Origin of the sequence: Leyella stercorea DSM 18206, assembly GCF_000235885.1 — a bacterium.
GTDB classification, from domain to species: domain Bacteria; phylum Bacteroidota; class Bacteroidia; order Bacteroidales; family Bacteroidaceae; genus Prevotella; species Prevotella stercorea.
Genome location: NZ_JH379469.1, coordinates 3,738 through 27,649, shown reverse-complemented (window position 1 = coordinate 27,649; position 23,912 = coordinate 3,738). Strand labels below are relative to the sequence as shown.

Sequence of the window (23,912 nt, the reverse complement as noted above, 5' to 3'; positions counted from 1 at the left end):
GTGCACTTGTCTCAAGTGCACCAACAGAGCAGTCAGGAAGTGCACCAACAGAGTTGGCTGGTGCACTTGAGACAAGTGCACCCCCAGAGAGTGCAGCAACAGAACCAGTTTGCGGCGTGGGTATGGCAGGGATGCCATACCCTCCTACAAGTGCGCCCCCTGGGAGGGTGAGCGTTGCCTCCTTCTCCTTGCCGAACGAAACCTTCTGATATGCATACTTGCCGTCCTTCGATGCCCATACCACCAAGTCACCGATACCTGCAGATAGCGACGTGTGGCCCTTTGCGTCGGTGTACTTCGTTACTGCCGTGAAAAATTCAGCGTAGTTGTAAATCTTGAACTCGACACGTGCGTTCTCCACCGGCTTGCCTTCGCTGTCCTTTACGTAGAAGTCTACCGAAGCAACCGGCGCATAGTTGGACGTGAGGTTTATTTCTGTGAAGTTGCTTGTGCGCAGCATCACCTCCTCCGGACCGTTATAGTCGCCGAAAGCGCGTGTGTGCATTAGCATAGCTCGCGAAGCCGGAGCATTGAACCAACCGAGGTTCAGCACCGGCTCCGGTTCGCAGGCACCGAGGAAGTACCACTTGCCGTCTGCCCATGCCTCTACCCAAGCGTGGTTGTCGTCGGTGTGCGCCCAGCGCGGTGTGTACACCTGGCGTGCAGGAATGCCCACGGCGCGCAATGCCGCAACGGCAAACGTACTCTCCTCACCGCAACGTCCGGTTGCGGTCTTCAGCGTAGCGAGTGGTGCCGATGTACGGGCATCAGAAGGCTGGTAGGTCACCTTCTCGTGGCACCAGTGGTTCACCTCAATGATAGCATCCATCATCGACATACCCTTGATGCGGTCCTTCAGTTCGTTGTAGAACACCGATCGTGCATTGTCCAGAGCCTCGTTGTTGACGCGGATTGGCACAACGAAGTGGCGGAAAAGCAACTCTGGAACGTTCTTGCCCCAGGGCATCTCCTCGCGAGCCTTGAACGCCATGCGTACATTGTCGGCGAAGAACGAAGTGGGGTAGTCGGTGACATCGGCAAGCGGCATGTAAGCGTAGAGGAACTTCAACGCTTCCTGCTCGTCAGCCGTAAGCTTTTCTTTCTGTGTGTTATAGAATGTCTTGCCGACAGTCTTCACACGCTCCTTGAAGATGTTCTCTACTGTGTTGCGGTAGTTGGTGTCGGATATGAATTGCCCCTGCGCATTCGCCGTGAGGCTCAATGCGAATATGGAGGCAGAGATGAGTATTTTTTTCATTCTTGTTTAAAGTATTTTGGTGCACTTATAGGAGGGTATGTGAATGATGTCGGCGTGGGTATGGCAGGGATGCCATACCCTCCTATGGTTTATGAAAAAGGAGACTATGGCGTGTGGTCATAGTCTCCTGTATGTGTTTAAAGTTAGGGGGTGTATCAACAGAACTGGTTGACTGCGTAGGTATGGCAGGGATGCCATACCCTCCTACAAGTCAATCTTGTTTACACGCTTCTCATGGCGACCACCTTCAAATGGAGTCTTGAAGAACTCGTCCATAATCTTCTCTGCTGTCTTGTTGTCGATGAAGCGACCCGGCATAACGAGGATGTTTGCGTCGTTGTGCTGGCGTGTGAGCTGAGCAATCTCTGGATTCCATACCAATGCTGCACGTACACCCTTATGCTTGTTGAGGGTCATTGCCATACCTTCACCGCTACCGCAGATGCCGATGCCAGGATAAACGTCACCGTTAGAGATAGCTTCGCCCAATTCGTGTGCAAAGTCAGGATAGTCGCAGCTCATATCGCTGTATGTACCGTAGTCCTTAAACGGAATGTTGTGGCTCTCAAGGTATTCAACAACAAATTTCTTCAATGCGTAACCTGCGTGGTCGCATGCAATGCCTACTGTCTTAATTTCCATAGTACTGTAGTTTTATTGGATTATTAATAAAGCAAGCTTATGCAGAATTTCTTACTTAACGTGAAGTTCTGCATAAGCTATGCCTGTTTATTTAGATAAGTAATCTTTCACCTGCTTAAATACGTTCTCGGCGTTGAAGCCCAATTTCTCGTCGAGCACCTTGTAAGGAGCTGAGAAACCGAACGACTCAAGACCGTAAACCATGCCATCTACACCTACGAGGCTCTGAAGTGTGACGGGCAGACCTGCTGTCATACCGAAGATCTTGGCACCCTTCGGCAGTACACTCTCCTGATACTCCTTGCTCTGTGTGCGGAACAGACCCTCTGACGGAACGCTCACGATACGTGTCTTGATGCCGTCAGCGTTGAGCAACTCGGCACCTGCGAGGAGCGTAGACACCTCCGAACCAGAAGCGAGGAGGATAACGTCGTAGTTAGGATCGTCCTTAACGATGTATGCACCCTTGCGAACCTGAGAGTAGTCAGTGCCTTCAGGCAGGGAGTTCACGTTCTGGCGTGAGCAAATCATTGCTGTCGGTGTGTCCATGTTCTCGTTAGCCATCTGCCAACATACTGTTGTCTCGTCTGCATCTGCAGGGCGGAATACGCGTACAGAGTCCTGTCCCTTGTGGTTCTTCAGCTTCTCCATGAGGCGAATCTGTGCTTCCTGCTCAACCGGCTCGTGTGTAGGTCCGTCCTCACCAACGCGGAATGCATCGTGCGACCATACGAACTTGATTGGAACGCGCATGAGAGCTGCCATACGGATAGCCGGCTTCATGTAGTCGGAGAATACGAAGAATGTGCCGCAAGCTGGGATAACACCACCGTGGAGGTACATACCGATGCAGACGCAAGCCATTGTAAGCTCGCTGACACCTGCCTGGAAGAATGCTCCGGTGAAGTCGTCAGGTGTAAGCTCGTGAGTCTTCTTGAGGAAGCCGTCTGTCTTGTCCGAGTTGCAGAGATCGGCAGAAGAGCAAACCATGTTAGGCACCTGTTCTGCCAATACGCCGAGACAGTTGGCTGAAGCAACACGTGTTGCAACGTCGCGCTTCTGAACAAGTTCGCTCCAGTCTACCTTAGGAGCGTTGCCTGAGAACCAAGCGTCCATCTGCTCTGCCTTCTCGGGGTTTGCCTTGCGCCACTCTGTTTCTGCTGCATGTCTTTCCTTTACAACCTCGCGAAGCTCTGCGTTACGCTTCTCGTAGAGTTCCTTAACGTCGTCGAATACTACGAACGGGTCGTTGAGGTCGCCACCGAGGTTCTTCACTGTGTTCTCGTAAGCGCCACCACCAAGCGGTGCGCCGTGAGTCTTCACGCTGCGCTCGTAGCTTGATCCGTCTTCCTTGCGTGCGCCCTTAGCCATAACGGTGTGACCGATGATGAGGGTAGGACGCTGTTCTTCCTTGTTAGCGAGGATGAGGGCTGCACGTATCTCGTCAGGGTCGTTGCCGTTTATTTCAAGAACGTTCCAACCCCATGACTCGTACTTCATGCGTGTGTTCTCGCGCATTACGACATCGCACTCAGTAGAGAGCTGTATCTCGTTGGCATCGTAGAACATGATGAGGTTGTTGAGCTTGAAGAGACCGGCGATGCGGCCTGCGCCCTGAGATATTTCTTCCTGAACACCGCCGTCAGAGATGTAAGCGTAAATCTTGTGCTGCATCATGGTGCTGCCAAGACGAGCCTCAAGGAACTTCTCTGCAATAGCAGCACCTACAGCGTAGGTGTGTCCCTGACCGAGTGGTCCAGATGTGTTTTCAATTCCATGAATAATGTCACGCTCAGGATGTCCCGGACATATAGTGCCCCATTGACGGAATGTCTTCAAATCGTCAATTGTGTACTTACCCTGCAAAGCGAGAGCTGAGTAGAGCATTGGCGACATGTGACCAGGATCGAGATAGAAGCGGTCGCGGCCCTCCCAAGTCGGCTGATCTGGATCGAACACCAAGAACTCAGAGAAAAGAACGTTGATAAAGTCAGCACCACCCATAGCACCGCCCGGGTGACCTGATTTGGCTTTTTCTACCATCGATACAGCAAGCAGTCGGATGTTGTCTGCCGCATGGTTCATTAAATCCTTATTATTCATTTTATTATTTAAAGTTTAACAGTTTCTTTGTAGAAAAATAGGTTTTAAATTATTTTACACAGTCTTTTAATCACCATTTTTCGTCGTTTCCTTTTGCAAAGATAGCGAATATAGTTGATATAACGGCTATATTAATTGCGGAATTTAAAAATAATTCTATAATTTGCCGACTTTTACTTGTGCTTAGCTCCTAATTTTACTATAACCTACGAGGCGATATGTGCGTTGTCCTATACCTTTATAATATATAAGCATTTGATAGCTGTTTTCGGTTTGGAAAAAGTTGCCTTCTGTTGAAACCGGATGCAGGCTGTTATCGTTGTGCTTTGTGAGGTACTGATAGGAGTAGTAACCTTGCTTCAGTGGCACGTTTGCCTCATAAAGCTTTGTCTGCTCGTTGTAGCTCATCTCGTATTGCGGCGTGAAACGATCGTTTGTCCATACGCCGTTGATAAACACTCTGCCGTTCTGTCGTGGTGCTTGTAGGCGAAAGTTGACGACGACGTATTCCGAGATGCGGTCGTTTTCGATGTTGTCGCTGTTGCGTATGTAAAAACTGCCGTTGGCATCTTCGTCGTAAACATAGCTTGGACGTGGTAGGTCAGTCCATATTTGTGCGTGGTAGTTGGTGCCGTCCCACCATGTGTTCTCAATGCCAAGGGTGGGGTGGGTGACATCAAGTATCTCGAACTTATGATACTCGTTGCCTCCGTCGAAGATGAGGTTGCGGTTGTACTCCCAACGTAGTCCGCTTCCAGTTTGGTATTGTGGCGTAGGGTTTATGCGGGCGGTGCTCCAACGCCCGTTTTGCATGACGACGGTGTACAACTCGGTGCTTGGATTAGTGATGTTAAGAGCAGAGTAGTTTATTTCTGCTCCCACTTGCTGGTGGGCTTTGTTGATGCCTATGTCCGTGTTTGTGGTTACGGACATACTTGCCTTTACGAGTGGTTCCACTATCATGAAGCAAGCCGTGAAAACGGTGTCGCCGTCGTTCTCGTCGTAAACCGTCAGACGATAGTTGCCGCTCATTTTGATGCGGCAATTCTCGTTGGGGATAGAAAGGCGATAGTGGGTGTAGAGGGTGTTGGTGTTGAGCGACTCTTCTATGTCGTCGATGGTGCAGCCATCGGCAAATCCCTCACAATAGTCGGAGTCGAAAATGCCCTCTGACACGCTCCAGTCTGCCTCGCAATGTTGTAGGCGATATACGTAGCGATGATATTCATGTGTGAGGTCGTCGAAACTGATGTTTATCGGTTCGCCGTTAAGCGTGGCTATAGGCATGGATAGCCAGTCTTTGCCAGCCACGACCTGCAATGATGCAATATTCTCCGACTTGATGTCGTTGTATTGCGCAAAGCTGTTAGTGGCGACAAATGCCGACAATGTGAGTATTAATGCCAATAGGGTCGTTCTCATAGTTTGCTATTTGTGGGGTGTGGTCTTTCTGCTTTAAAAGTCGACCGACAGTTTGACGTTGATTTGTCTGCCCGTCAGGTAGTTTGGCACGGCGTATTGCTGTCCGGTGACATCTGTAATCCAGTAGTAGGAGTTTACGTTGTTGATGCCGAAGAGGTTCAGACACTCAGCTCCAACCCACAGGTTGCGAATTGGGTTGCGCTTCTTGTGGCGGTCGCTGTTGTCGATGATGCGGTAGTTCAAGCCAACATCTGCGCGTTTGTATGCCGGAGCACGGAACACGTTCGATTCGAGCTCGCGGTGTGGGGCAGAGAAGGGTAGACCGTCGGCAAATGCCAACTTGAGCGACATCTTCCAGCGTGTTGTGCCAGGGAAGTAGTCGGTGAAGAAGAGGTTGACAGCATAGCGTTGGTCGGTAGGCAGAGGGATTGACTTGCCGTTCAGCTTCATGCTTGTGTTCATCAGCGATAGTGACACCCACGAGTCTGTACCTGGCACAAACTCACCAAAGAGTTTGAGGTCTAAGCCTGCTGCATGTCCGCTGCACATATTGTCGCCATAATACACCACCTTCACGTTGTTCACACTATAAGGCACAAGGTTGCCAAGTGCCTTGTAGTATGCTTCGGCTGTGAACTTGAACGGGCGGTTGTTCATCTTGAAGCGGTAGTCGAAGCCTGCGATGAAGTGTATCGAACGCTGGCTCTTCGCCTTACGGTTGAGCGAGGCATATGTAATGCCGTTCGTTGTGGTGGTGTCGCGTATCTCCTTAAAGAAAGGTGCTTGATAGTACAAACCCGTGGCAAAGCGCATCGTTATGTTCTCGTTGAATGCCGGAATGATGCCCAGCGACAGACGCGGACTGAGTATAGTCTCCTTCGTGAAACTCCAGTAGGCGAGACGCAGACCGTAGTTCAACGTGTAGAGTGTCTTGCCTTCCGAACCGGTGAAGCGGTATGTGTCCTGCGCATACGCCTCTACACGATTGGCTGTAAGCGTGTTCTTTGCACGCATACTGTAAATCATATAAAGATCCTTGCCAGTGTGCGGAATGCTGTATTTGCTTGAGTCGCGCATTTCGTATTCTACCGAGTTCTCCTCAATGTGCTCCCACTTGTAGGTGAATGCAGCCTCAATGTTATGCTTCTTCTGCTTCGTCTTGAACAGCAGCTTGGCACTCTCCACGTGAGCCTTCAGATAGTTGCGCGTGTGCTGGAAGTAGGTGCCTACACCGAGATTTTCGCTTGTTTCGGTCTGCGTGAGCCAGTACTGTCCTTGTATGTCGTACTTCTCCTGCTCGCGTGTGTTGAACGCCGAAGCGATGAGCGAAAGGCTTGTGTTCTCGTTGAATTTGCGAGTGATGCCCAATGAACCGAAGAAGGTGCGGAACACGTCTTTCTCCTGTCCATCGAAGTACACCTTGAACGCCTTCACGTTCTCCATTGTACCGAAGTTGGTTTCACGGTCTTCGGGTGTGAAGTTGTAGTGGTTGTCCGAAATGTTACCCAAGAACTTAATGTCCCAGCGCTTGTTGGGCGAGTAAGTAAGATACGTCTGATAGTCGATGAACGTAGGCTGATACTCGCCCTTGGTGTCCATCGAGCCTAATAGATACTTCGTCGTCTTGTAGCGCAGGCCATTGCTCCACGAGAACTTCTTGTTGCTCATGCCGACGAATGCGCTTGCTCCGAGCATACTGGCTGTGGCTGACGCTTCGAAGCGTTTCGGACGGCGATACTCGATGTTCAGTGCCGACGACATCTTGTCGCCATAGCGTGCCTCGTAGCCACCGGTTGAAAAGCCAATCTTCTCCACCATATCGGGGTTGATGACCGAGATGCCCTCCTGCTGTCCGCTTCTTACAAGGAACGGACGGAATATTTCCACATTATTTATATATACACTATTCTCGTCGAACGAACCGCCACGCACGTTGTATTGCGATGAAAGCTCGCTGTGGGTAGATACGCCAGCCTGGCTTTGTATCATTTCCTCTACGGCGTTGCCCGTAGTGGAGGGCATACTCTTTAGATGCTCTTTGCTCAATTCCTGCGTTTGTCCCGTCTCGATGCGCTTGCCTGTGATGGTTACTTCCGACAGGGCATTGTCGCTACTGTGCAGAACAACCTGCATTGTCTGCTTACCACGTGGACGGCGCAGTGTGCGAACTTTTGTCTTGTAACCGACCATTGAAAATCTGATTTCAACAGAGTCGGCAGATTGAAGTTGCAGACTATAGTCGCCTTTAAGCGAGGTCATTGTCATCTTGCCTTGTTTAGGGCATGATACGGATGCAAATTCTACGGGGTCGTTGTTCTCGTCAATGACCCTTCCACTTAAGGTGAATGTTTGCGCCTGAGCAGATACGAAAGCGCAGAGACATATTATTTGAAGTATAAACAATTTCAGTTTCATACATAACATAACGAAAATAGTGTCGATTTATTGTATTATTGCAGCGTAAAAGCACTTGAATTTCTGAAAAAGAATTAAAGAGTGAAATTTTTACAAATATTATTTTGTAATTATTATAAAAAAGTATATCTTTGCAGTAGTAAAATGAAAAGAATATAGACAATGAAACATAACGACGCAGTAACAAGACTTGTAGAACATGGCATCAAGCCTTCTGTTCAGCGCATTCAGATTATGCATTATCTGATGACTCACTTTACTCATCCTACAGTGGAGGAGGTGCATAAGGCTTTACTACCTAAGGTGCCTACACTTAGCCGTACCACGGTGTACAACACGCTCAGAATGTTCTCAGAGCACAATGCTGCTCAGATGATAACAATCAACGAACATCGTGTTTGTTATGATGGCGATGTCAGTTTGCACGCGCACTTCATCTGTAAGTGCTGCCGAAAGGTGTACGACATTTTCGACGAGGTGTCGGATGTTGTAAATCGCAAAGAGTTGGCAGGTCACAAAATCGACGACGTACAACTATATTATAAAGGTGTATGTAAGGAGTGCTTGGCAAAGCAGGCTGAAACTGCAGTCGGATAATTAATAGATAAGGCTTTTTTAATATAAATACTATTAACTCTTAAAACAGAAGAATTATGAAGAAGAAATTTATTTGCACAGTATGCGGTTATATTCACGAAGGTACAGAGGCTCCTGAGAAGTGCCCAGTTTGCAAGGCTCCGGCAAGCAAGTTTAAGGAACTGAACGATCCGACAGAGGGACCGGCTTTCGCAACTGTTCATACTCTTGGTGCTGCTCGCGATGAGGAGGCTACACCAGAGATGATTAAGGATCTCGAGACTCACTTCAACGGCGAGTGCGGTGAGGTAGGTATGTATCTCGCAATGAGCCGTCAGGCTGACCGTGAGGGCTATCCAGAGATTGCAGAGGCATTCAAGCGCTATGCTTTCGAGGAGGCTGAGCACGCAAGTAAGTTCGCAGAGCTTTTGGGCGACGTTCTGAAGGATACTAAGTCGAACCTTGAGGCTCGTATCGCTGCTGAGCGCGGTGCTTGCGAGGACAAGTTCCGCATCGCAAAGAACGCTAAGGCTGCCGGCATGGACGCTACTCACGACACCGTTCACGAGATGGCAAAGGATGAGGCTCGCCACTGTGCTGGCTTCATGGGCTTGTACAAGCGTTACTTCGAGAAGTAAAACATCTTCGTAGTCGTACAAACGGCTATATGATGTAGCATAATAAAAGAGGATGCACTAGGCAAATGTTGTTGTCGGTGCATCCTTTTTTCGTTGTGTATCGTCCGCCGCCCAATCGGATTGCGTCCGCCGTCTGCACCGTTTGCGTCCGCCACCCAATCGGATTGCGTTCGGTGCACGATGATTTATCTTGATGTTTAAGCATGAAAAAAAGGTGTGTCAGAACTCTTCAATCGGAGCTCTGACACACCCTTTGCTGTTTTGCGACCAATGGTCTTGTCGTTATTATCCGCAGAAGAACAGCACAACGAGCTGCGCTGTGAAGATACGCAGGAACATACTCAACGGATAAACCGTAGAATAGCCGATAGCAGGAGCCTCGCGCGAGCAAACAGAGTTGGCGTAAGCGAGGGCTGGTGGGTCGGTGTATGTACCGGCAAGCATACCCATAATGGTAAAGTAGTTGAACTTGTACTTCATGCGTGCTATAGTGCCGACAATCAGGATAGGGATGATTGTGATGATGAAACCTGTCAATACGTACAATAGACCATCGCCTTCCACTACTGTGTTCCAGAAGTTAGCACCAGCCTTTATGCCCACACTCGCAAGGAATAGAACAAGACCAATCTCTCGAAGCATCATGTTTGCCGATGTCGTGGTGTAGGTGTTGAGCTTCATGCGGTGGCCGAAGCGACCGATAAGAATGGCGATGATAAGCGGACCGCCAGCGATACCGAGCTTCAACGGAACCGGCATTCCTGGTATAGCGAACGGAATACTACCGAAGATGATACCGATGAAGATACCGATGAAGATAGTTGCCACGTTAGGCGCATCAAGGCGCTTCACAGAGTTACCCATCAGCTCGGCAATGCGGTTCACGTTGTCCTCTGGACCTACTACGAGAATTTTGTCGCCTACCTGGAAACGGTAGTTGCGGCTTGCGAAGAGGTCCATGCCCTGACGCGAAAGACGTGTTACGGTTACGCCGTATACAGACGAGAAGTGCATCTTTCCGAGTGTCTTACCGTTCATTGACGAGTTGGTTACGACGATGCGGCGCGAAACGAGTGGCTGTTTGCTCTCGTTCTCCTCCCACTCAGTCTCCAGCTCCGGACCGATGAACGCCTGGATAGCCGGTGCGTCAGCCTCTGCACACACGACGAGCACCTCGTCGCCCATGTCGAAGACAGTGCGGCTGTTAGGTATACTGTATTCGCCGTTCTTGAAGAGGCGCGAGAACACAACGTCGCGGTTGAGGAAGTCGCTAATCTCTGCAACTGTACGGCCAGAGAGGTATGCATTGTTCACCTTGAGGTGCATCTGATGCGGTTTAGCCTGTGGGTTCTCAGCCTCTTCTGCTTCAAGTGCCTTCTCCTCCTCCTCAAGCTTGGTGCGGGTGAGGAAACGGATGGCGATGGTAGCACCGATGATGCCTACTACGCCAAGAGGGTAAGCGCAGGCATAACCGGACGCAATCTGTGGCAGTTCGCCGTAGGTCTGTTGCCATACAGAGCTGAGCGCTTCGTTTGCAGCACCAAGACCCGGTGTGTTGGTTACGGCTCCGTAGAGTGTGCCCACCATCATCGGGAGGTTCGACTTCACATTAGTGTCGAAGAAGAGATAGTAGCATGCAAACATAACGCCTACGTTCAGCAAGATAGCTGTGGTAGAGAGCAGGTTGAGCGTTACACCGCCTTTCTTGAAGCTCTCAAAGAAGCCAGGACCGACCTGCAAACCGATGCAGAACACGAACAGAATAAGTCCGAAGTCCTGAACAAAGGTCATGGTGTCCTTGGGGGCAGTGAAGCCAACATGGCCTGCTAAGATACCAGCGAAAAGCACCCATGTTACACCGAGTGATATGCCGCCAATCTTAATCTTACCCAGCAGAATGCCGACTGCGATGACAGTGGCATAGAGTAGGGCGATATGGGCAATCGACTCAGTATTGGTGAATAGGTTGATTATCCAATCCATTTTTTAGTGTTTTAATGTTTTAATAGCTTTATTATAGTGTTATATAGTTTCTATACTCTGTTTGGCTTTCGTTTGAAATAGCAATTGTGATAGATAACTAAAATGTAAAATTCAAGACCGACAGTAAAAGATGCCGGTCTTGAATTGTATGATTTCAAATGCTTAGTAGCTGCGAGCAATCAGTACACGCTGTGTAGCCGGCTTGCCTGAAACCATGTCTACGCCCGGTGTCTGCTCGAACATGAATGGCACGCAGCGGATTGTAGCCTGAGTCTCCTCCTTGATCTTAGCCTCAGTCTCGGCTGTGCCGTCCCAGTGGCAGAGGAAGAAGCCGCCGTCCTTGATGCGCTCCTTGAACTCCTCGTAGTTGTCGCACTCGTAGATGTGAGCGTTGCGAAAATCGAGAGCCTTCTTGTAGATGTTAGCTTGGATATCCTCGAGGAGCTGTTCAACGTATTCAACGATGCCGTCGAACGAGCGTGTCTCCTTCTCGAGAGTATCGCGACGCATGATCTCGATAGTGTTTTCTTCGAGGTCGCGACCACCCATAACGAGGCGTACAGGCACACCCTTCAGCTCATAGTCGGCGAACTTGAAGCCTGGACGCTTGTTGTCTGCGTCGTCGTACTTCACGCTGATACCTGCTGCGCGCAACTGGCTGATAACCGGAGCGAGCTTCTCGGAGATAGCCTGCAGCTGCTCTGCGTTCTTTGTGATAGGCACGATGACAACCTGGATAGGAGCGAGCTTCGGAGGAAGCACGAGACCATTGTCATCAGAGTGAGTCATAATGAGTGCACCGATAAGACGTGTAGATACGCCCCATGATGTAGCCCATACGTACTCCGGCTTGTTCTCCTTGTTGAGGAATGTAACGTCGAATGCCTTTGCGAAGTTCTGACCGAGGAAGTGTGACGTGCCGCTCTGCAGAGCCTTACCGTCCTGCATCATTGCCTCAATAGTGTATGTGTTCAACGCACCTGCAAAGCGCTCTGTCTCGCTCTTTACGCCCTGAACGACCGGTACTGCCATCCACTTTTCTGCAAAGTCGGCGTAAACGTGAAGCATCTTCTTTGCTTCCTCTTCAGCCTCCTCCTTTGTAGCATGAGCTGTATGACCCTCCTGCCAAAGGAACTCTGATGTGCGGAGGAACGGACGTGTGCGCATCTCCCAACGCATAACGTTACACCATTGGTTGCACATCAAAGGAAGGTCGCGGTACGACTGAATCCAGTTCTTGTATGTGTTCCAGATGATGGTCTCAGATGTTGGACGAATGATGAGTTCTTCTTCGAGCTTTGCTGCTGGGTCTACCTCGATGCCAGTCTTGTCCTCATTGGTGCGAAGACGGTAGTGAGTAACCACTGCACACTCCTTAGCAAATCCTTCTACGTGCTCTGCCTCGCGGCTGAAGAACGACTTCGGGATAAGCATAGGAAAATAGGCGTTCTGTGCACCTGTTTCCTTAAACATAACATCAAGCTGATGCTGCATCTTCTCCCAGATAGCATAGCCATAAGGCTTGATAACCATACATCCGCGTACGGCTGATTGCTCAGCGAGGTCAGCCTTTGTGACGAGGTCGTTAAACCACTGGCTGTAGTTCTCTGAGCGCTTTGTGAGTTGTTTTAATTCTTTTGCCATTGAATTTATAAAGTTGTATTTGTATTTTCTGCTTTAAATAAATAGCTTCTTATAGCGTGCAAAAATACAAAAAAAAAATGGTACAACTGCATGATGTAAAAAAAAACACATAACTTTGCACGATATTAAGTAGAAAAGGATTATTGTTATCCAATGACTTGCTTTCTTGTAAAAATAACAAGTCTGCTAATTTAAGGTAAAACATCTTTTAAATTCTTGCATACAATTTATTTTGGAAGCCATTTCTACTTTTTCTTTCATCCTTACCTTTACTTGATTCCTTTTGTCTTTATATATTCTAATAAATCCTCATAATTACCATTAAATATATTTATATCCACTTTACTTTCATCTATACCGTTAACTTCTCCGTTATGAGAAAATTGCCACAATATATAGTTGTTAATATTTGGTTGTGAACTTTCTGGCGAAGCAATCCATACATCATACTTTTTCAGTTCATTGTCAGTTGCAATGAAAGTACGGTATATATTTGTGTTTGTATATATTATCGGAGAGACTTTATAATAGCGTTTCACTTCTGCAATCCACTCTTTAGCAATTGGAATTATCTCAGCAAACTTTTCGTCACTTATAGTTTTTCCATCTGCATTATTTTTTTCGAAATCAAGAACAGGAGGGAAATCTCCTTTTGAAAGAGGAGTATTTTGTATGTAATATTTAGCTTGTTCTTTGCCACTTGCAGTCATTGTTAGGAAATGGTATGCACCACACACCTTTCCACAACGTTTAGCCTCAGAATAGTTACTTTCAAATCGACTATCCCTTAGTTTGCTACCTTGCGTGGATTTTGCAATTGCAAACAATACTGGCTGTATATACCTATGGCTTTTATCCAATTTATTGCTTATTTCGCCTTCAGCATTGCAACTAAAAAACAAATCTTGCCACTTGATAATACCTTGATACCTTGAGATATCAATACCATACACTTTGTCACCAATATTGTAATTTGCATCTGGTACAATTTGCATGTTCCCATGATCAAAGAAACAGAAAGAGAGTTTATTATCTTTACTTTTTAATAAACCTAAACCATGTTTGTAGTCATTAAGCCAATAACCCCAATATTTTTTACCATCTTTATATTCTGCTACACCATATCCTGAGAATTTAGTGCCATTTAGCTCTCCTTCATAGATATATTTGTCAGATTCTATTTTTCCAGAAGCCATTATTCCATTTTCCCAAAAACCACTGTATGTAATACCGTCTTTCTTGAAGCGTCCTTCCCCATTAGGCACACCATTGGACATGTCGCCATAATATTTTCCATCATTCCATGATGTATATTTATAGGAGTCACTTATCCATACAAATAAAAGGTTTAGCAAAACACCCAAAATAAAGCTTCCTATGCTAATAACAACAATATTGATTTGTTGTTGTTTTTCTATTTTATTTTTAATCATAAATCTTCTATGTTTTTAAATTTGCTTTTCAAGCCATTTTATGTATGAACGTATACGGTCACTCTCTACAAGTTTATAGGCATTTTCATAATATTCTTTTTTCAATGCATAGTTTTTCTTATTTTTTCCAAGTTTATTACCTTTGTTAATCCAGTAGTTATATTCATCAGCAACAAGTTTATCAATGCGTTTGTTGTTTTCTATTCGTTTTCCATATATACTTTTGTGTATGCTATTGGCTTTGTCATAGTAGAAATATTTAGCGTCGAGGATTATTTGAATAGAAGCTTTGTTACCTTTTTTCTTTTCAGCTTTATCACAATATATTTGTGAGAGGTCAACATATCTTTTTAATTCTTTAGCCATAGAACTATTTTCTGAATGTATAGTCACTTTGGCGGGCTTTTGCATATCTACATCACCCGAATCAGCTTCGGCTGTATAAACAATTGATGCTTCATCTTCAGCGGCAATTACATCCATTTCTTTGGGCGAAGATGACGTTGTTGAGTTTATAATGTCTACAGTGAAGAATCCCATAGTAGCAAAAACTATAGCTATTATTACATAATGCAATGTTTTAACCTTTACGGTTTCTTTAGGTTCTGGTGTTTGTTTTGTTTCATTTTTTATTATTATTTTTGTTTCGTTGTTCAAATTTGTGTTGTTATCATCCTTCGTGTTCAGATTATTTATAAAGTCGTTGATTGTTTGTGTACGTTCTTCTTTGTCCTTTTCCATTGCTTTAGCAATGGCATTTCGTGTTTGATAGCTTATTGTTGCAGGCAAATTAGAATTTAAATAATCATATGATATTTCTGTACTAACTACAGGATCTTTAGCTGTCAACATGAAAAACAATGTTGCAGCAAGAGCATATACATCCGATGTAGGTGAGAATTGTTCTATACAAACATATTGCTCCATAGGTGAGTATCCGCAACTACAACATTGAGTATTGTTTATTGTTGTTAAATTGTCTTTTCTGTCATAATGTTTCGCAAGACCAAAATCAATAAGTACAGGAGATATTGTTTTATCATTATCTCTTGATTGTAGCATTATGTTATTAGGTTTTACGTCAAGATGTGTAATTTTTCTTGAATGTAAAAAGGATAATGTCTCTCCGATTTCATTTATTATACTTACTGCTTCTTTCTCGTTATAAGGACCTTTGGTTTCGACATATGTTCTGACACTACTTCCAATTATGTATTCCATTACATAATACGATGTGTTGTTGGCATTGAAAATCTCATTAACCCTAACAATGCCTTTATGCTTTCCATTTAGCATGTTTAGTCGCGTTGCTTCAGATTTGAAATTTTCTTGCATTTTATTAAAGAGTTCTTTTTGGCTGGAATTTACAATAACTTTGCCATTTGTTTCACGCTGACAACAATCTTTAATATAATGCTCTTTCAGACAAAAATACACCTTTACGGGAATATTATCCACCATAATTTTGGCAGAGACCTTATAGGTTATGCCAAAACCACCTGTGCCAAGAACTTGTTCTATTGTATATTTATGTTTAGGACTTTCAACAAAAGTACCTTCCTTCAATGTATTCATATTATTTATTATTTAAGAGGTATACCGCAATATTGACAATATTTTTTTTGTTTGAGGACTTTATATGGAATAAATCCAAGGAATCTATGACAATGAGGACAGACATATTCAGCTTGCATTTTTGTATTAAGAGTAGCCAATGCTATATTTTTCTTTTCAAGTACTTTTTCTCCAACAACAATTGCTATAACCATAATCGTTACAAGAACAGTGGCTGATACTATTACATTTTGCCCTACAACTTGAGTTAACATAGTTGTTATAATTGGAGTTAATAGGCGAATAGAGTTAACATACATACTATACCTATCCCACTTTCTTTTATTATAATCGTAATCCCTCCAGACATCCTCTAAGTTTATATTTTGACAGTCTGTGAGCAGTTGTTTTACGTTAGTTTTAAATGTGCCTATAAAAATAGGAGTGTCTTCTTTTATTGTCTTGCGCTTAATACGCATTCCAAAAACAAATATTCCTTTTGATGAATTGTTATCTTCAATTTGGTATGTGTCACTTCCTGTCTTACGAAGAGTTCCATGTTGAGGGTCTATAGAAGTGTCCGTAAGGTGCATTGGTTGTTGTCCCATTCTACCAATTATTATAGAATCTCCTATTTTCATAAGGTTACTTTTTGTTTATTCAAATTCATTTGTAATGTACATTTTCTTTTCTCCGAGAGTAAAGCAATCATTAGGATTAAGATATATTATATCATTCTCTATAAGTTCCATGTCTTGTATTAATGTGGGGTTTTTACCATGCTCTTCAAATGTACATTGTATACCTAAAGGTGTACATGTTAATTCTAAGACAGCATGTTTACGACTCATATATTGATCCTTATCTGGTATTTTTACCTCGGCATCATTATTGTCACAATCTCTTCCTATCCATTGCCTACCGAAATGCAGTTGATACAAATCTGTTCCTACTTTGATGGATAGTTTAGGTAAATAAGTTTTTATCTTATTCTTATTATGACAATGTGGACATTCTGCAGTTTTTGATTCTATCCCATAGTTCGCTGCTAAAGTTATGACAGTCTTGCATATTGGGCATTTTAAAACAATATTCATGAAATAAGTAATTTAAAATTTATATAAATCGGATGGTAAGAGAGTAGTAAGCTTTCTGTGCCCTATGGTAGGTGACACGCAATAAAGACTTTTAAAACAATGTAAAATGGATTAAATTGTGAAAGGCAATAGAATTATATACTTAAAAGCCCGAATCAACAATAATGTCGGTTTGGGCTTAACCTTGTTTTTACGAAAAAATTAGAGAAGAGTAATAGCAAATGCTATGTAAGAAACAAGCAGAAGCAACCTTAGTTATTCGGAATAAAGAAATCCTCTGGCGAGAAGTCATCTTTTGTCTGGTTTGCTCTTTTGGGAGTCCATGTCCTAACATGGATTTTCGGACTGCCTTCATCTTGGAAATCCCAAAGCAGGAACACGTATCCGTCGTCGGAGTATTGTCTGCCGTTGTATTGCTGACTGTTCCATTTCTGGCGTAGTCTCACACCGTATATGTTAGGATTTGAGCCATGTCGCATCAGTTCAATGTCCGAAAAGTCAACATTTATGAATTCATTGCCTTTGAACAGACTCCTAAGATTGTTTATATACTGCTGCTTGTTTTGTTTACTGTACATCACTTTCTCATTCACCTTCTGCGAGACACCATCAATGTTGTTTTTACCTAATGTTCTAATAACACGACCAGTAATGATCAGAGCATCATCGCTAAAGATTTCTTGCAGAGCATTGATGTTTTTCTCCACATAGTAGCTTCTGAAGTTCTCCACAAAGTTCAGAATCTCCCTTCTCATTCTAAGGTCAACATTTGAGTTGCTACCATGCAGAAGAGCTACATACGAATTGTTGTCGATGGCAGTTCTTACACCCGTGATAACACCTTTCTTATTGAAGCTGATGGTCAACTCCTTATGTATCTCACCCTTGTAAGTATTGTCAATGGGTTTCATCTCCACGGGTATCTGTCTTATCTCATATCCAGTGAAGTCTTTAAGGCAAGGCTGCACATTTTTGTTCCACTCACAACGGAAATGAATATTTGTCCAAAGACTTTTCAAGCCACTCGCAGCCATATCGTCAATGTCAATATTAGTGAGGTTCAACTGGCGATGGTTGGCTTCCGCCTTGTTTATCTCGCTTAGCAAAGACGACACGTTTCTTTCAACATTCACCTTAAGCGATTCGTTGTATATGCCGTCGCTGAATTGGAAAGTCACCTGAGCAGACATCAACGATGAAACCAATACGACATAGAGTAAAAGAATATATCTTTTCATAAAGTTTTGTTTTTTATATGCAGATTATTTTACACGCACACATATAGGTGCACAGTTTTTGAATGATGTCATGCCTTCAGAGTCAACTACCATTCCTGTCTTCACGTCCGTTCTTGCGCCATTTTTCGCTGGTGAGAGAACAGCCACTATTTGGCGGTCTACATTCATCATCACAAGATAACATTCGGTTTGATTGCGCATGGAATTGTATTTGCCCCACGAGTCAATAAGGTTGTTGTCCATAGCCATGTCAAGCAAGTACTGCAATTGGACGAAGGAGCTCACGTCACAAACCTTCTTGATTATGTCTGGCCAGTTAGCCGACCCCAATACGGGTGCTGTATTTGTATTATTGTTGTTAGTATTTGTGTTCACGCTTGTGTTGGGATGGAAAGTCATAGTCTCTTTCTTCTCAACAATGGTTTTAACCACATACACCAACACCATTACAGCATCGCCACGGTTTACGCTCTTTTGTTGCAAATTAGCCATTATCTTGTCCTCGCCAACCTCCTCTATCTCCATTTCCTCACAGTAGTTGACAATATTCTCCTTAAGATAACTGAACGCAATGTTCTTAGCCTCATCAACACTTTCGGCAGTAGCCTCAGCAGTGAAATATTTGCCCGACAGTTTTATTTCGTTTATAGCCTCAATGGAGTTTTGAGCTAAGCACGATAGAGCGCAAGCAACCAGTGCCACAACAAATGTGCATAATCGTCTTAATGTCATTTCTATTTCTTTGTTTTAATGTCGTTGTAGAGGTTCTTTACATTTGTCGTTGGAGTGTAAAGATATGCTCTTGAATTAAGCACAAGCTTGTTTGTGGCAATATCCTTCACATTACATTCCAGACTAAAGATATGGTCGTAGCCCGTTTCTTTATTATATATAAACATGGCTCCATACAACTTACCATCCTTCATTTCTTCGAAACTGAAATAAGAAATGCAACCTTGACTCTTTACAAACTCCATAAACTGTCTAACGCTGACGATAGCAGTTTCGTTTTTCTTGTCGCTTGCTATCATCGTTATCGACATCTTGGCTTCGGGAATACTCTTGCAGTTAAGCAACATAGTGTTAGCAATAGTCTGCACAGGATACTTTGGGTCGATCACTGGCACATAGTCCTTCTTTCCGCTAAGCCTATAATATGTAGTGTTGGTGACAGTAGGCAATATATAATTCTTGCCAGGCAGAGTATACAGCGTATCCTCAAGATCTCTAACCGTTCTTAGATTTGCTACGTCAATGTCGCATTCTGCAGGTTGCTGCTTAGGCTTATACGCTTTCAAGTCGCGCATAAAGTTATGCTCAAGTTCCTTGCGTGGCGTACTCAGCAAGAGGTCATATTTTATGGGGATAAGCATATTTACCACTTCCGCATCACCTTCCTTCCATACTGCTTGATACACCTTGTTGTCAATTTTGCCTATAGTAAACGAAGCCGAGTCGGTAATGGCGAGCAAATTGCTCCATCCACCCTTAACAAACTTAGCGTCCATATATTTCAGACTGTTTCTTGTCAGTTTAAATGTTTGGCATAGCAGTCCGCTCTCTATGAATTCAAGCACAGCATTGTTGTCTTTCTGGCGGTAGGCATTGCGGAACAGACTTAATCCTATATGCTCCACCATACCATTGTCGGTCTTCTTGATAACAATCTTATACTTGTCCTTTGGGAAGACAGAATAGCCAACCTTAAGAGTGTCCAGACCATCCAGCTTCAGCTCCGCAGCAACCCTTTTCAGTTCTTCCGTCTTGAACGATATGTTTTGTGCCATGCCTTCTGTTGCAACATACAACAGAAGGACAATGGCAGATAAAATGGTTCTCATATATGTTTAGTTTTTTTATTCAAATGTTAAGCCACGCAGCAATGTAGTCCATGCGTTGTCCACTTTTCCGCGCTTGGCAATCTCTTTTGCCATCTCGGCATCTTTCTTCACACCGCCAAGTCCCTGCTGATAGCATGAAGCAAGATTGTCGGCAGCCTCCTTAGAGAGATAACCGTTCAGTAAGGCATCATTATAATAGGCTATCGCCTTCGATATGTCCTTGTTGACTATCTTTCCAATGAAATACAAGTTGCCAAGTTCACATTTCGCAGGTGCATATCCACCCTCAGATGCCTTTTCGTAGTATTCCACCACCTTGTTCTTGTCTGCCTTCACCCCATTGCTTCCATCAAAATAAATCTTTGCGAGCAGATAGTTGGCATAAGGGTCATCAGCCTTTGCGGCCTTCTCGTAATAAGCCATCATCTTCTTCTCGTTGGCTTTTTTCCACGACTTGTCAGAATAGCAGAGTCCGAGGAGTGTAGAAGCTACGGCAATGTTTTTCTTTTCAAGAATAGTAAGTTCCTTCACAGCCGTAGCATAATCGGGTGTCGTCGATTCCATTAGCGACATGGCATGCACAAACGAGTAGAAGTCGGTGTTCTTCCATCCGTTCTTTATTTCCACATTAGGTTCGTTGAGAAGCTTCTGGAAGTTGTCTTTCATTCCCTTTGAGGCTGCATCGGCAAGCCATTGCAGTGCAATGACATAGTTCTGTTTCACGCCCTGTCCGTTCTTATATATTATACCCACATTCCATACTGCCACAGGATTGCTCTTGGCAGCCGCAAGTTTATACAAGCCCATAGCCTTGGCATAGTCCTGCTGAACGCCGTCGCCCTTATACAGCAAGTCGCCGAGCATCAGCATCGCATTAGGCACATTCTTTTTAGCAGCCTTATCGAGAAAAGCTGCAGCCTGAGCCTTGTCCACCTTAGTGCCTTTGCCATTGCATAGATAATCGCCATATTTATATTCCGACACAGCATCGCCTTTGGTAGCCGCCTTTTGGTAGTAAGGCAAAGCCTCGGTATACATCTTAGCCTGGTCATACAAGGTAGCCACTCTTACGGTCGCCTCAAGCGAGTTGTTAGCTGCAGCCATCTTCAAGTATTTCAGTGCAAGTTCATTGTTCTTCTTTACTGTGTTTCCGCATCCGTTGTAGTAGATGTCGGCAAGTAGGTTTATGTCGAAAGCCGACTTGTTCTTTACAACATTCTCTTCGCGTTGTTTCACCAATTCTGCGTTGCCAGCCTTTATCGACTCCTTATAGAGTTTCATAGCCATCACAGAGTCCTGCTTAATGCCACGTCCTAACTGGTAGCAAAGTCCCATGTTAGCTATAGCCTTCACATGTTTCTGCTTGGCAGCCATACTGAACCATTTCAGGGCCACATCATAGTTCTGCTTCACTTTCTTGCCAGAGTAGTAGTAAGTGCCGAGAGTGTTTTGAGCCTCGCTGTTACCCTTCTTGGCATCATCGGTCAACTTCCTCACCTCTACAGAGTCAGCATTCACTGCCGCAGGCTTAGCCTGCTTGTTTGGTGTAGCCTTTTTCTGAGCCGTGGCATTATAGGCAGCAAACAAAGCCATTGCCACAGTCAGCATTATATATTTATATCTCATAGTTTTTGTTGGTTTTATTGATTTAACATGCCTTTATTATCCAAGGTCCACAACGTCATCCATAGCATTGTCCACAACAGCATCCGTAGTGTCGTCGCTATCGTTCTGTGCCAAATAGCCATAGTCATCATTGTTAGTGCCAATGATACTTTCGGTGTCGCTCACAGTAAGAGTAGAAGGCACCTCAGCCAACACATTGCCAGTATCGTCGGTTACGACATCATACGAGCCATTTCCGTTTACGTCCACCATATACAGGCTTTCGCCATTGTCACCTACAATCTGTGCAGCTGTCAACACCTCACCGTCAACGGTTTCCACAGTTCCCACCGCTGCAATGTCCATGTTCTCCATGTCGATGTCGGTAGGGTCAACCATTATAACGTCGTCTGTCAGGTTCTGTGCCACGAGGGTAGGGTCAACATCAGGAATATCGTCTACGTTGACTTCTGCGTTCACCTCATTAGTAGAAGCCTCATTAGCCGATGGTACATTGGTTTGAGCCGGTTCTTCTACAGTAGCCTGTGGTTGTGGCTCTGTGGTAGATGCTGTTGCAGCAGGTTCTGCTGTTTGTGTTGTTGCACTTGCGGCATTGTCTTGTGCTGCGTTGTGAGTGTTTGTAGCCTGTGTTGTTGCATCGTTGTCATTCGTCTCTTCTGCAATAGGGGCAGTAGGGTTATCCTCTATAGAATCCACAATATCTATGTCTTCCTCACCTCTTATAATATCGGCAGTTACCATAACACCTGCACCAGCCATAGCTGCTCCAGCTAATGCTGCACCTTTCTTTAAGTTCTCTTTTGAGTTTTCGTTGATTTTCAAAGTCTGTGTCTCCATAATCAATGTTTTTATAGGGTTTATATTTCTGTTTTACTTTTATTTCTGATGCAAAGATAGGACTTAATTATATCTCAGCCAAGTCTTTTTCTTCATGTTACTTCAGAGGCTAAGTTTATTTGACGAAACCAAGGGTTTCTCTGACGAAGTCGAAAAATCGGCTTTTTATTGTTTTTCTTGGCTTGTCTATTGTGTAGGTTATGTTTTCTTTATCCTCAGTGTCGTCATCGTCTATGTCATCTATCTCTACGATATAAGCCGTGTTGTTGTCGTGGCTGTTCCTGCATATAGCCGCCAGCTCTTTTGTTCTCTCTTCAAGAGAATTGTCGGATGTCAGTATCTCAGCCAAGTCGGCGTTGTCGACCATACCATATACTCCATCCGTACATAGCATAAACACATCATGTGGCTTTATGTCGCGTATCAGGGTTATTGTCGGAGTCATATAGCGGTCTTTGTCGTCAGTAACGAACAAACATTTTGTTATGACATTACCTTTAGGATGATTCTTGGCTTCTTCCGGCTTTATCTCTCCACTGTCGAGCAAGTCATTTACGAGCGAATGGTCCTTGGTCTGAAATACCACTCCTTCGCCCTTGCGTATCTGATAGATACGGCTGTCGCCAAGATGTGCCAAGAGCATTCCCTCATTGGTCTTTGCCATAAAAGCAAGGGTTGTAGCCATTGATGCACAAACTGCCCTGTTTTTGTATAATGTCTTGTATGCTTCGTTTGTAAGTCTTACAATGTCTGCTGCTTTTAAATTGCAACAGTCGTTATTAGCAAGATTATGTTCGAACGATTGACAAACAAGACTGCTGGCTATCTCACCATGGTCTCTGCCACCAACACCATCGCATACAACAAAAAAAGAAGTGCGGGCTGTTGGTTCTGTTGGTGAAAGACAGTCTTGTTGAGAAGGGCGTTTGCCAAGCTGAGAGAAGAACTCTACTTTGTTTATAAGAATCTGCATAGTTTTATGCTGTATTAATTTTTTCCGGCTTCGCCGGATTTTTACTCGATGTCCTTAATAAGGGCTTTTCCCGAGGCTCGTCCCTCGCCTCTCCTTTAAGCCCTTATTAAAAACATCTCGTTTTGAAGCTTTGGACATTAATAATAAGAGTGGATAACTCGAAACAAGAAATCGTTACTCGGAGAGAACCAAGCGGAGCCCAAGGTCGTAGCCGCGGTCGCCAGGCGCGTAGTTGTAACGGCACGACGAGCGACAGATCAAGGCAGCGCCTCTCCAGCTACCTCCACGGATTACGCGGTAGGATCCACTATTTGCACCTGTAGGATTTACCAGTGAGGAACTATTATATTCTCCATACCAATCTTGACACCATTCCAATACATTGCCACTCATATCATATATACCTAACTTGTTGGGCTGCTTTGTACCAACGGCATGAGTCCCCCATCCACTATTATCGTCATACCAAGCAACATTAGAAAGATTATTGCTGCCGCTATACTGATAGCCTCGGCTTTTGTTGCCGCCACGGGCGGCATACTCCCATTCGGCTTCGGTGGGAAGACGGAACATCTTGCCAGTTATACGGTTCAGCTTGCGGATAAATTCTTGGCAGTCATCCCAACTAACCT

At 44.7% G+C, this 23,912-nt stretch carries 20 protein-coding genes; 2 read left to right on the top strand and 18 right to left on the bottom strand.

Annotated features, from left to right (window positions below):
* The 5 genes from HMPREF0673_RS11800 to HMPREF0673_RS11780 form a co-directional block, all read right to left on the bottom strand.
* On the bottom strand, window positions 1-1,258 hold a 1,258-nt coding region (locus tag HMPREF0673_RS11800; RefSeq protein ID WP_007902788.1), incomplete at its 3' end, for a transglutaminase-like domain-containing protein.
* A 204-nt stretch (window positions 1,259-1,462) separates the two neighbouring features.
* Window positions 1,463-1,900, bottom strand: coding sequence for a ribose 5-phosphate isomerase B (rpiB, locus tag HMPREF0673_RS11795; protein WP_007902781.1), 438 nt, complete (start codon window positions 1,898-1,900; stop codon window positions 1,463-1,465).
* A gap of 87 nt (window positions 1,901-1,987) precedes the next feature.
* Complete coding sequence (locus HMPREF0673_RS11790; RefSeq protein WP_007902774.1) at window positions 1,988-4,003, bottom strand: transketolase family protein; 2,016 nt, start codon at window positions 4,001-4,003, stop codon at window positions 1,988-1,990.
* 183 nt (window positions 4,004-4,186) lie between these two features.
* The gene (locus tag HMPREF0673_RS11785) at window positions 4,187-5,425 is read right to left on the bottom strand and encodes a type IX secretion system plug protein (protein ID WP_007902772.1); all 1,239 of its coding nucleotides are present in this window, start codon (window positions 5,423-5,425) and stop codon (window positions 4,187-4,189) included.
* Between the two features lie 33 nt (window positions 5,426-5,458).
* On the bottom strand, window positions 5,459-7,840 hold the full coding sequence (locus tag HMPREF0673_RS11780) for a TonB-dependent receptor (protein ID WP_007902770.1): 2,382 nt from the start codon (window positions 7,838-7,840) through the stop codon (window positions 5,459-5,461).
* Window positions 7,841-8,002: 162 nt separating this feature from the next.
* Here HMPREF0673_RS11780 and HMPREF0673_RS11775 point away from each other — a divergent pair, with 162 nt between their 5' ends.
* On the top strand, window positions 8,003-8,437 hold the full coding sequence (locus HMPREF0673_RS11775) for a Fur family transcriptional regulator (protein ID WP_007902768.1): 435 nt from the start codon (window positions 8,003-8,005) through the stop codon (window positions 8,435-8,437).
* Window positions 8,438-8,493: 56 nt separating this feature from the next.
* Window positions 8,494-9,054, top strand: a complete 561-nt coding sequence (locus tag HMPREF0673_RS11770) for an NADH peroxidase (RefSeq protein ID WP_007902767.1) — start codon at window positions 8,494-8,496, stop codon at window positions 9,052-9,054.
* 285 nt (window positions 9,055-9,339) lie between these two features.
* On the opposite strand, the gene HMPREF0673_RS11765 is transcribed toward HMPREF0673_RS11770, so the two are convergent.
* The 13 genes from HMPREF0673_RS11765 to HMPREF0673_RS14815 all read right to left on the bottom strand — a co-directional run.
* Window positions 9,340-11,037, bottom strand: coding sequence for a putative transporter (locus tag HMPREF0673_RS11765; RefSeq protein ID WP_007902762.1), 1,698 nt, complete (start codon window positions 11,035-11,037; stop codon window positions 9,340-9,342).
* 162 nt (window positions 11,038-11,199) lie between these two features.
* Window positions 11,200-12,681, bottom strand: a complete 1,482-nt coding sequence (gene proS, locus HMPREF0673_RS11760) for a proline--tRNA ligase (protein ID WP_007902759.1) — start codon at window positions 12,679-12,681, stop codon at window positions 11,200-11,202.
* A 269-nt stretch (window positions 12,682-12,950) separates the two neighbouring features.
* Complete coding sequence (locus tag HMPREF0673_RS11755; protein ID WP_007902757.1) at window positions 12,951-14,114, bottom strand: GH25 family lysozyme; 1,164 nt, start codon at window positions 14,112-14,114, stop codon at window positions 12,951-12,953.
* 15 nt (window positions 14,115-14,129) lie between these two features.
* On the bottom strand, window positions 14,130-15,689 hold the full coding sequence (locus HMPREF0673_RS11750; RefSeq protein WP_007902755.1) for a serine/threonine-protein kinase: 1,560 nt from the start codon (window positions 15,687-15,689) through the stop codon (window positions 14,130-14,132).
* 8 nt (window positions 15,690-15,697) lie between these two features.
* Window positions 15,698-16,309 carry an FHA domain-containing protein gene (locus tag HMPREF0673_RS11745; protein WP_007902753.1) on the bottom strand — a complete coding sequence of 204 codons (612 nt, stop codon included), beginning with the start codon at window positions 16,307-16,309 and terminating at the stop codon, window positions 15,698-15,700.
* 15 nt (window positions 16,310-16,324) lie between these two features.
* A complete protein-coding gene (locus HMPREF0673_RS14390) occupies window positions 16,325-16,765 on the bottom strand; it encodes an FHA domain-containing protein (protein WP_007902751.1) in 441 nt (146 codons plus the stop codon).
* Between the two features lie 251 nt (window positions 16,766-17,016).
* Complete coding sequence (locus HMPREF0673_RS11735; protein WP_040596950.1) at window positions 17,017-18,003, bottom strand: hypothetical protein; 987 nt, start codon at window positions 18,001-18,003, stop codon at window positions 17,017-17,019.
* 24 nt (window positions 18,004-18,027) lie between these two features.
* Window positions 18,028-18,735, bottom strand: coding sequence for a hypothetical protein (locus HMPREF0673_RS11730; protein ID WP_022430494.1), 708 nt, complete (start codon window positions 18,733-18,735; stop codon window positions 18,028-18,030).
* Window positions 18,736-18,737: 2 nt separating this feature from the next.
* Complete coding sequence (locus HMPREF0673_RS11725) at window positions 18,738-19,844, bottom strand: hypothetical protein (RefSeq protein WP_007902748.1); 1,107 nt, start codon at window positions 19,842-19,844, stop codon at window positions 18,738-18,740.
* A 15-nt stretch (window positions 19,845-19,859) separates the two neighbouring features.
* A complete protein-coding gene (locus tag HMPREF0673_RS11720) occupies window positions 19,860-21,470 on the bottom strand; it encodes an SEL1-like repeat protein (protein WP_007902747.1) in 1,611 nt (536 codons plus the stop codon).
* Between the two features lie 36 nt (window positions 21,471-21,506).
* A complete protein-coding gene (locus tag HMPREF0673_RS11715; protein ID WP_007902746.1) occupies window positions 21,507-22,307 on the bottom strand; it encodes a hypothetical protein in 801 nt (266 codons plus the stop codon).
* 115 nt (window positions 22,308-22,422) lie between these two features.
* Complete coding sequence (locus HMPREF0673_RS11710; RefSeq protein WP_007902741.1) at window positions 22,423-23,280, bottom strand: PP2C family protein-serine/threonine phosphatase; 858 nt, start codon at window positions 23,278-23,280, stop codon at window positions 22,423-22,425.
* Between the two features lie 174 nt (window positions 23,281-23,454).
* A partial coding sequence (locus tag HMPREF0673_RS14815; RefSeq protein ID WP_007902740.1) for a formylglycine-generating enzyme family protein occupies window positions 23,455-23,912 on the bottom strand: 458 nt, incomplete at its 5' end.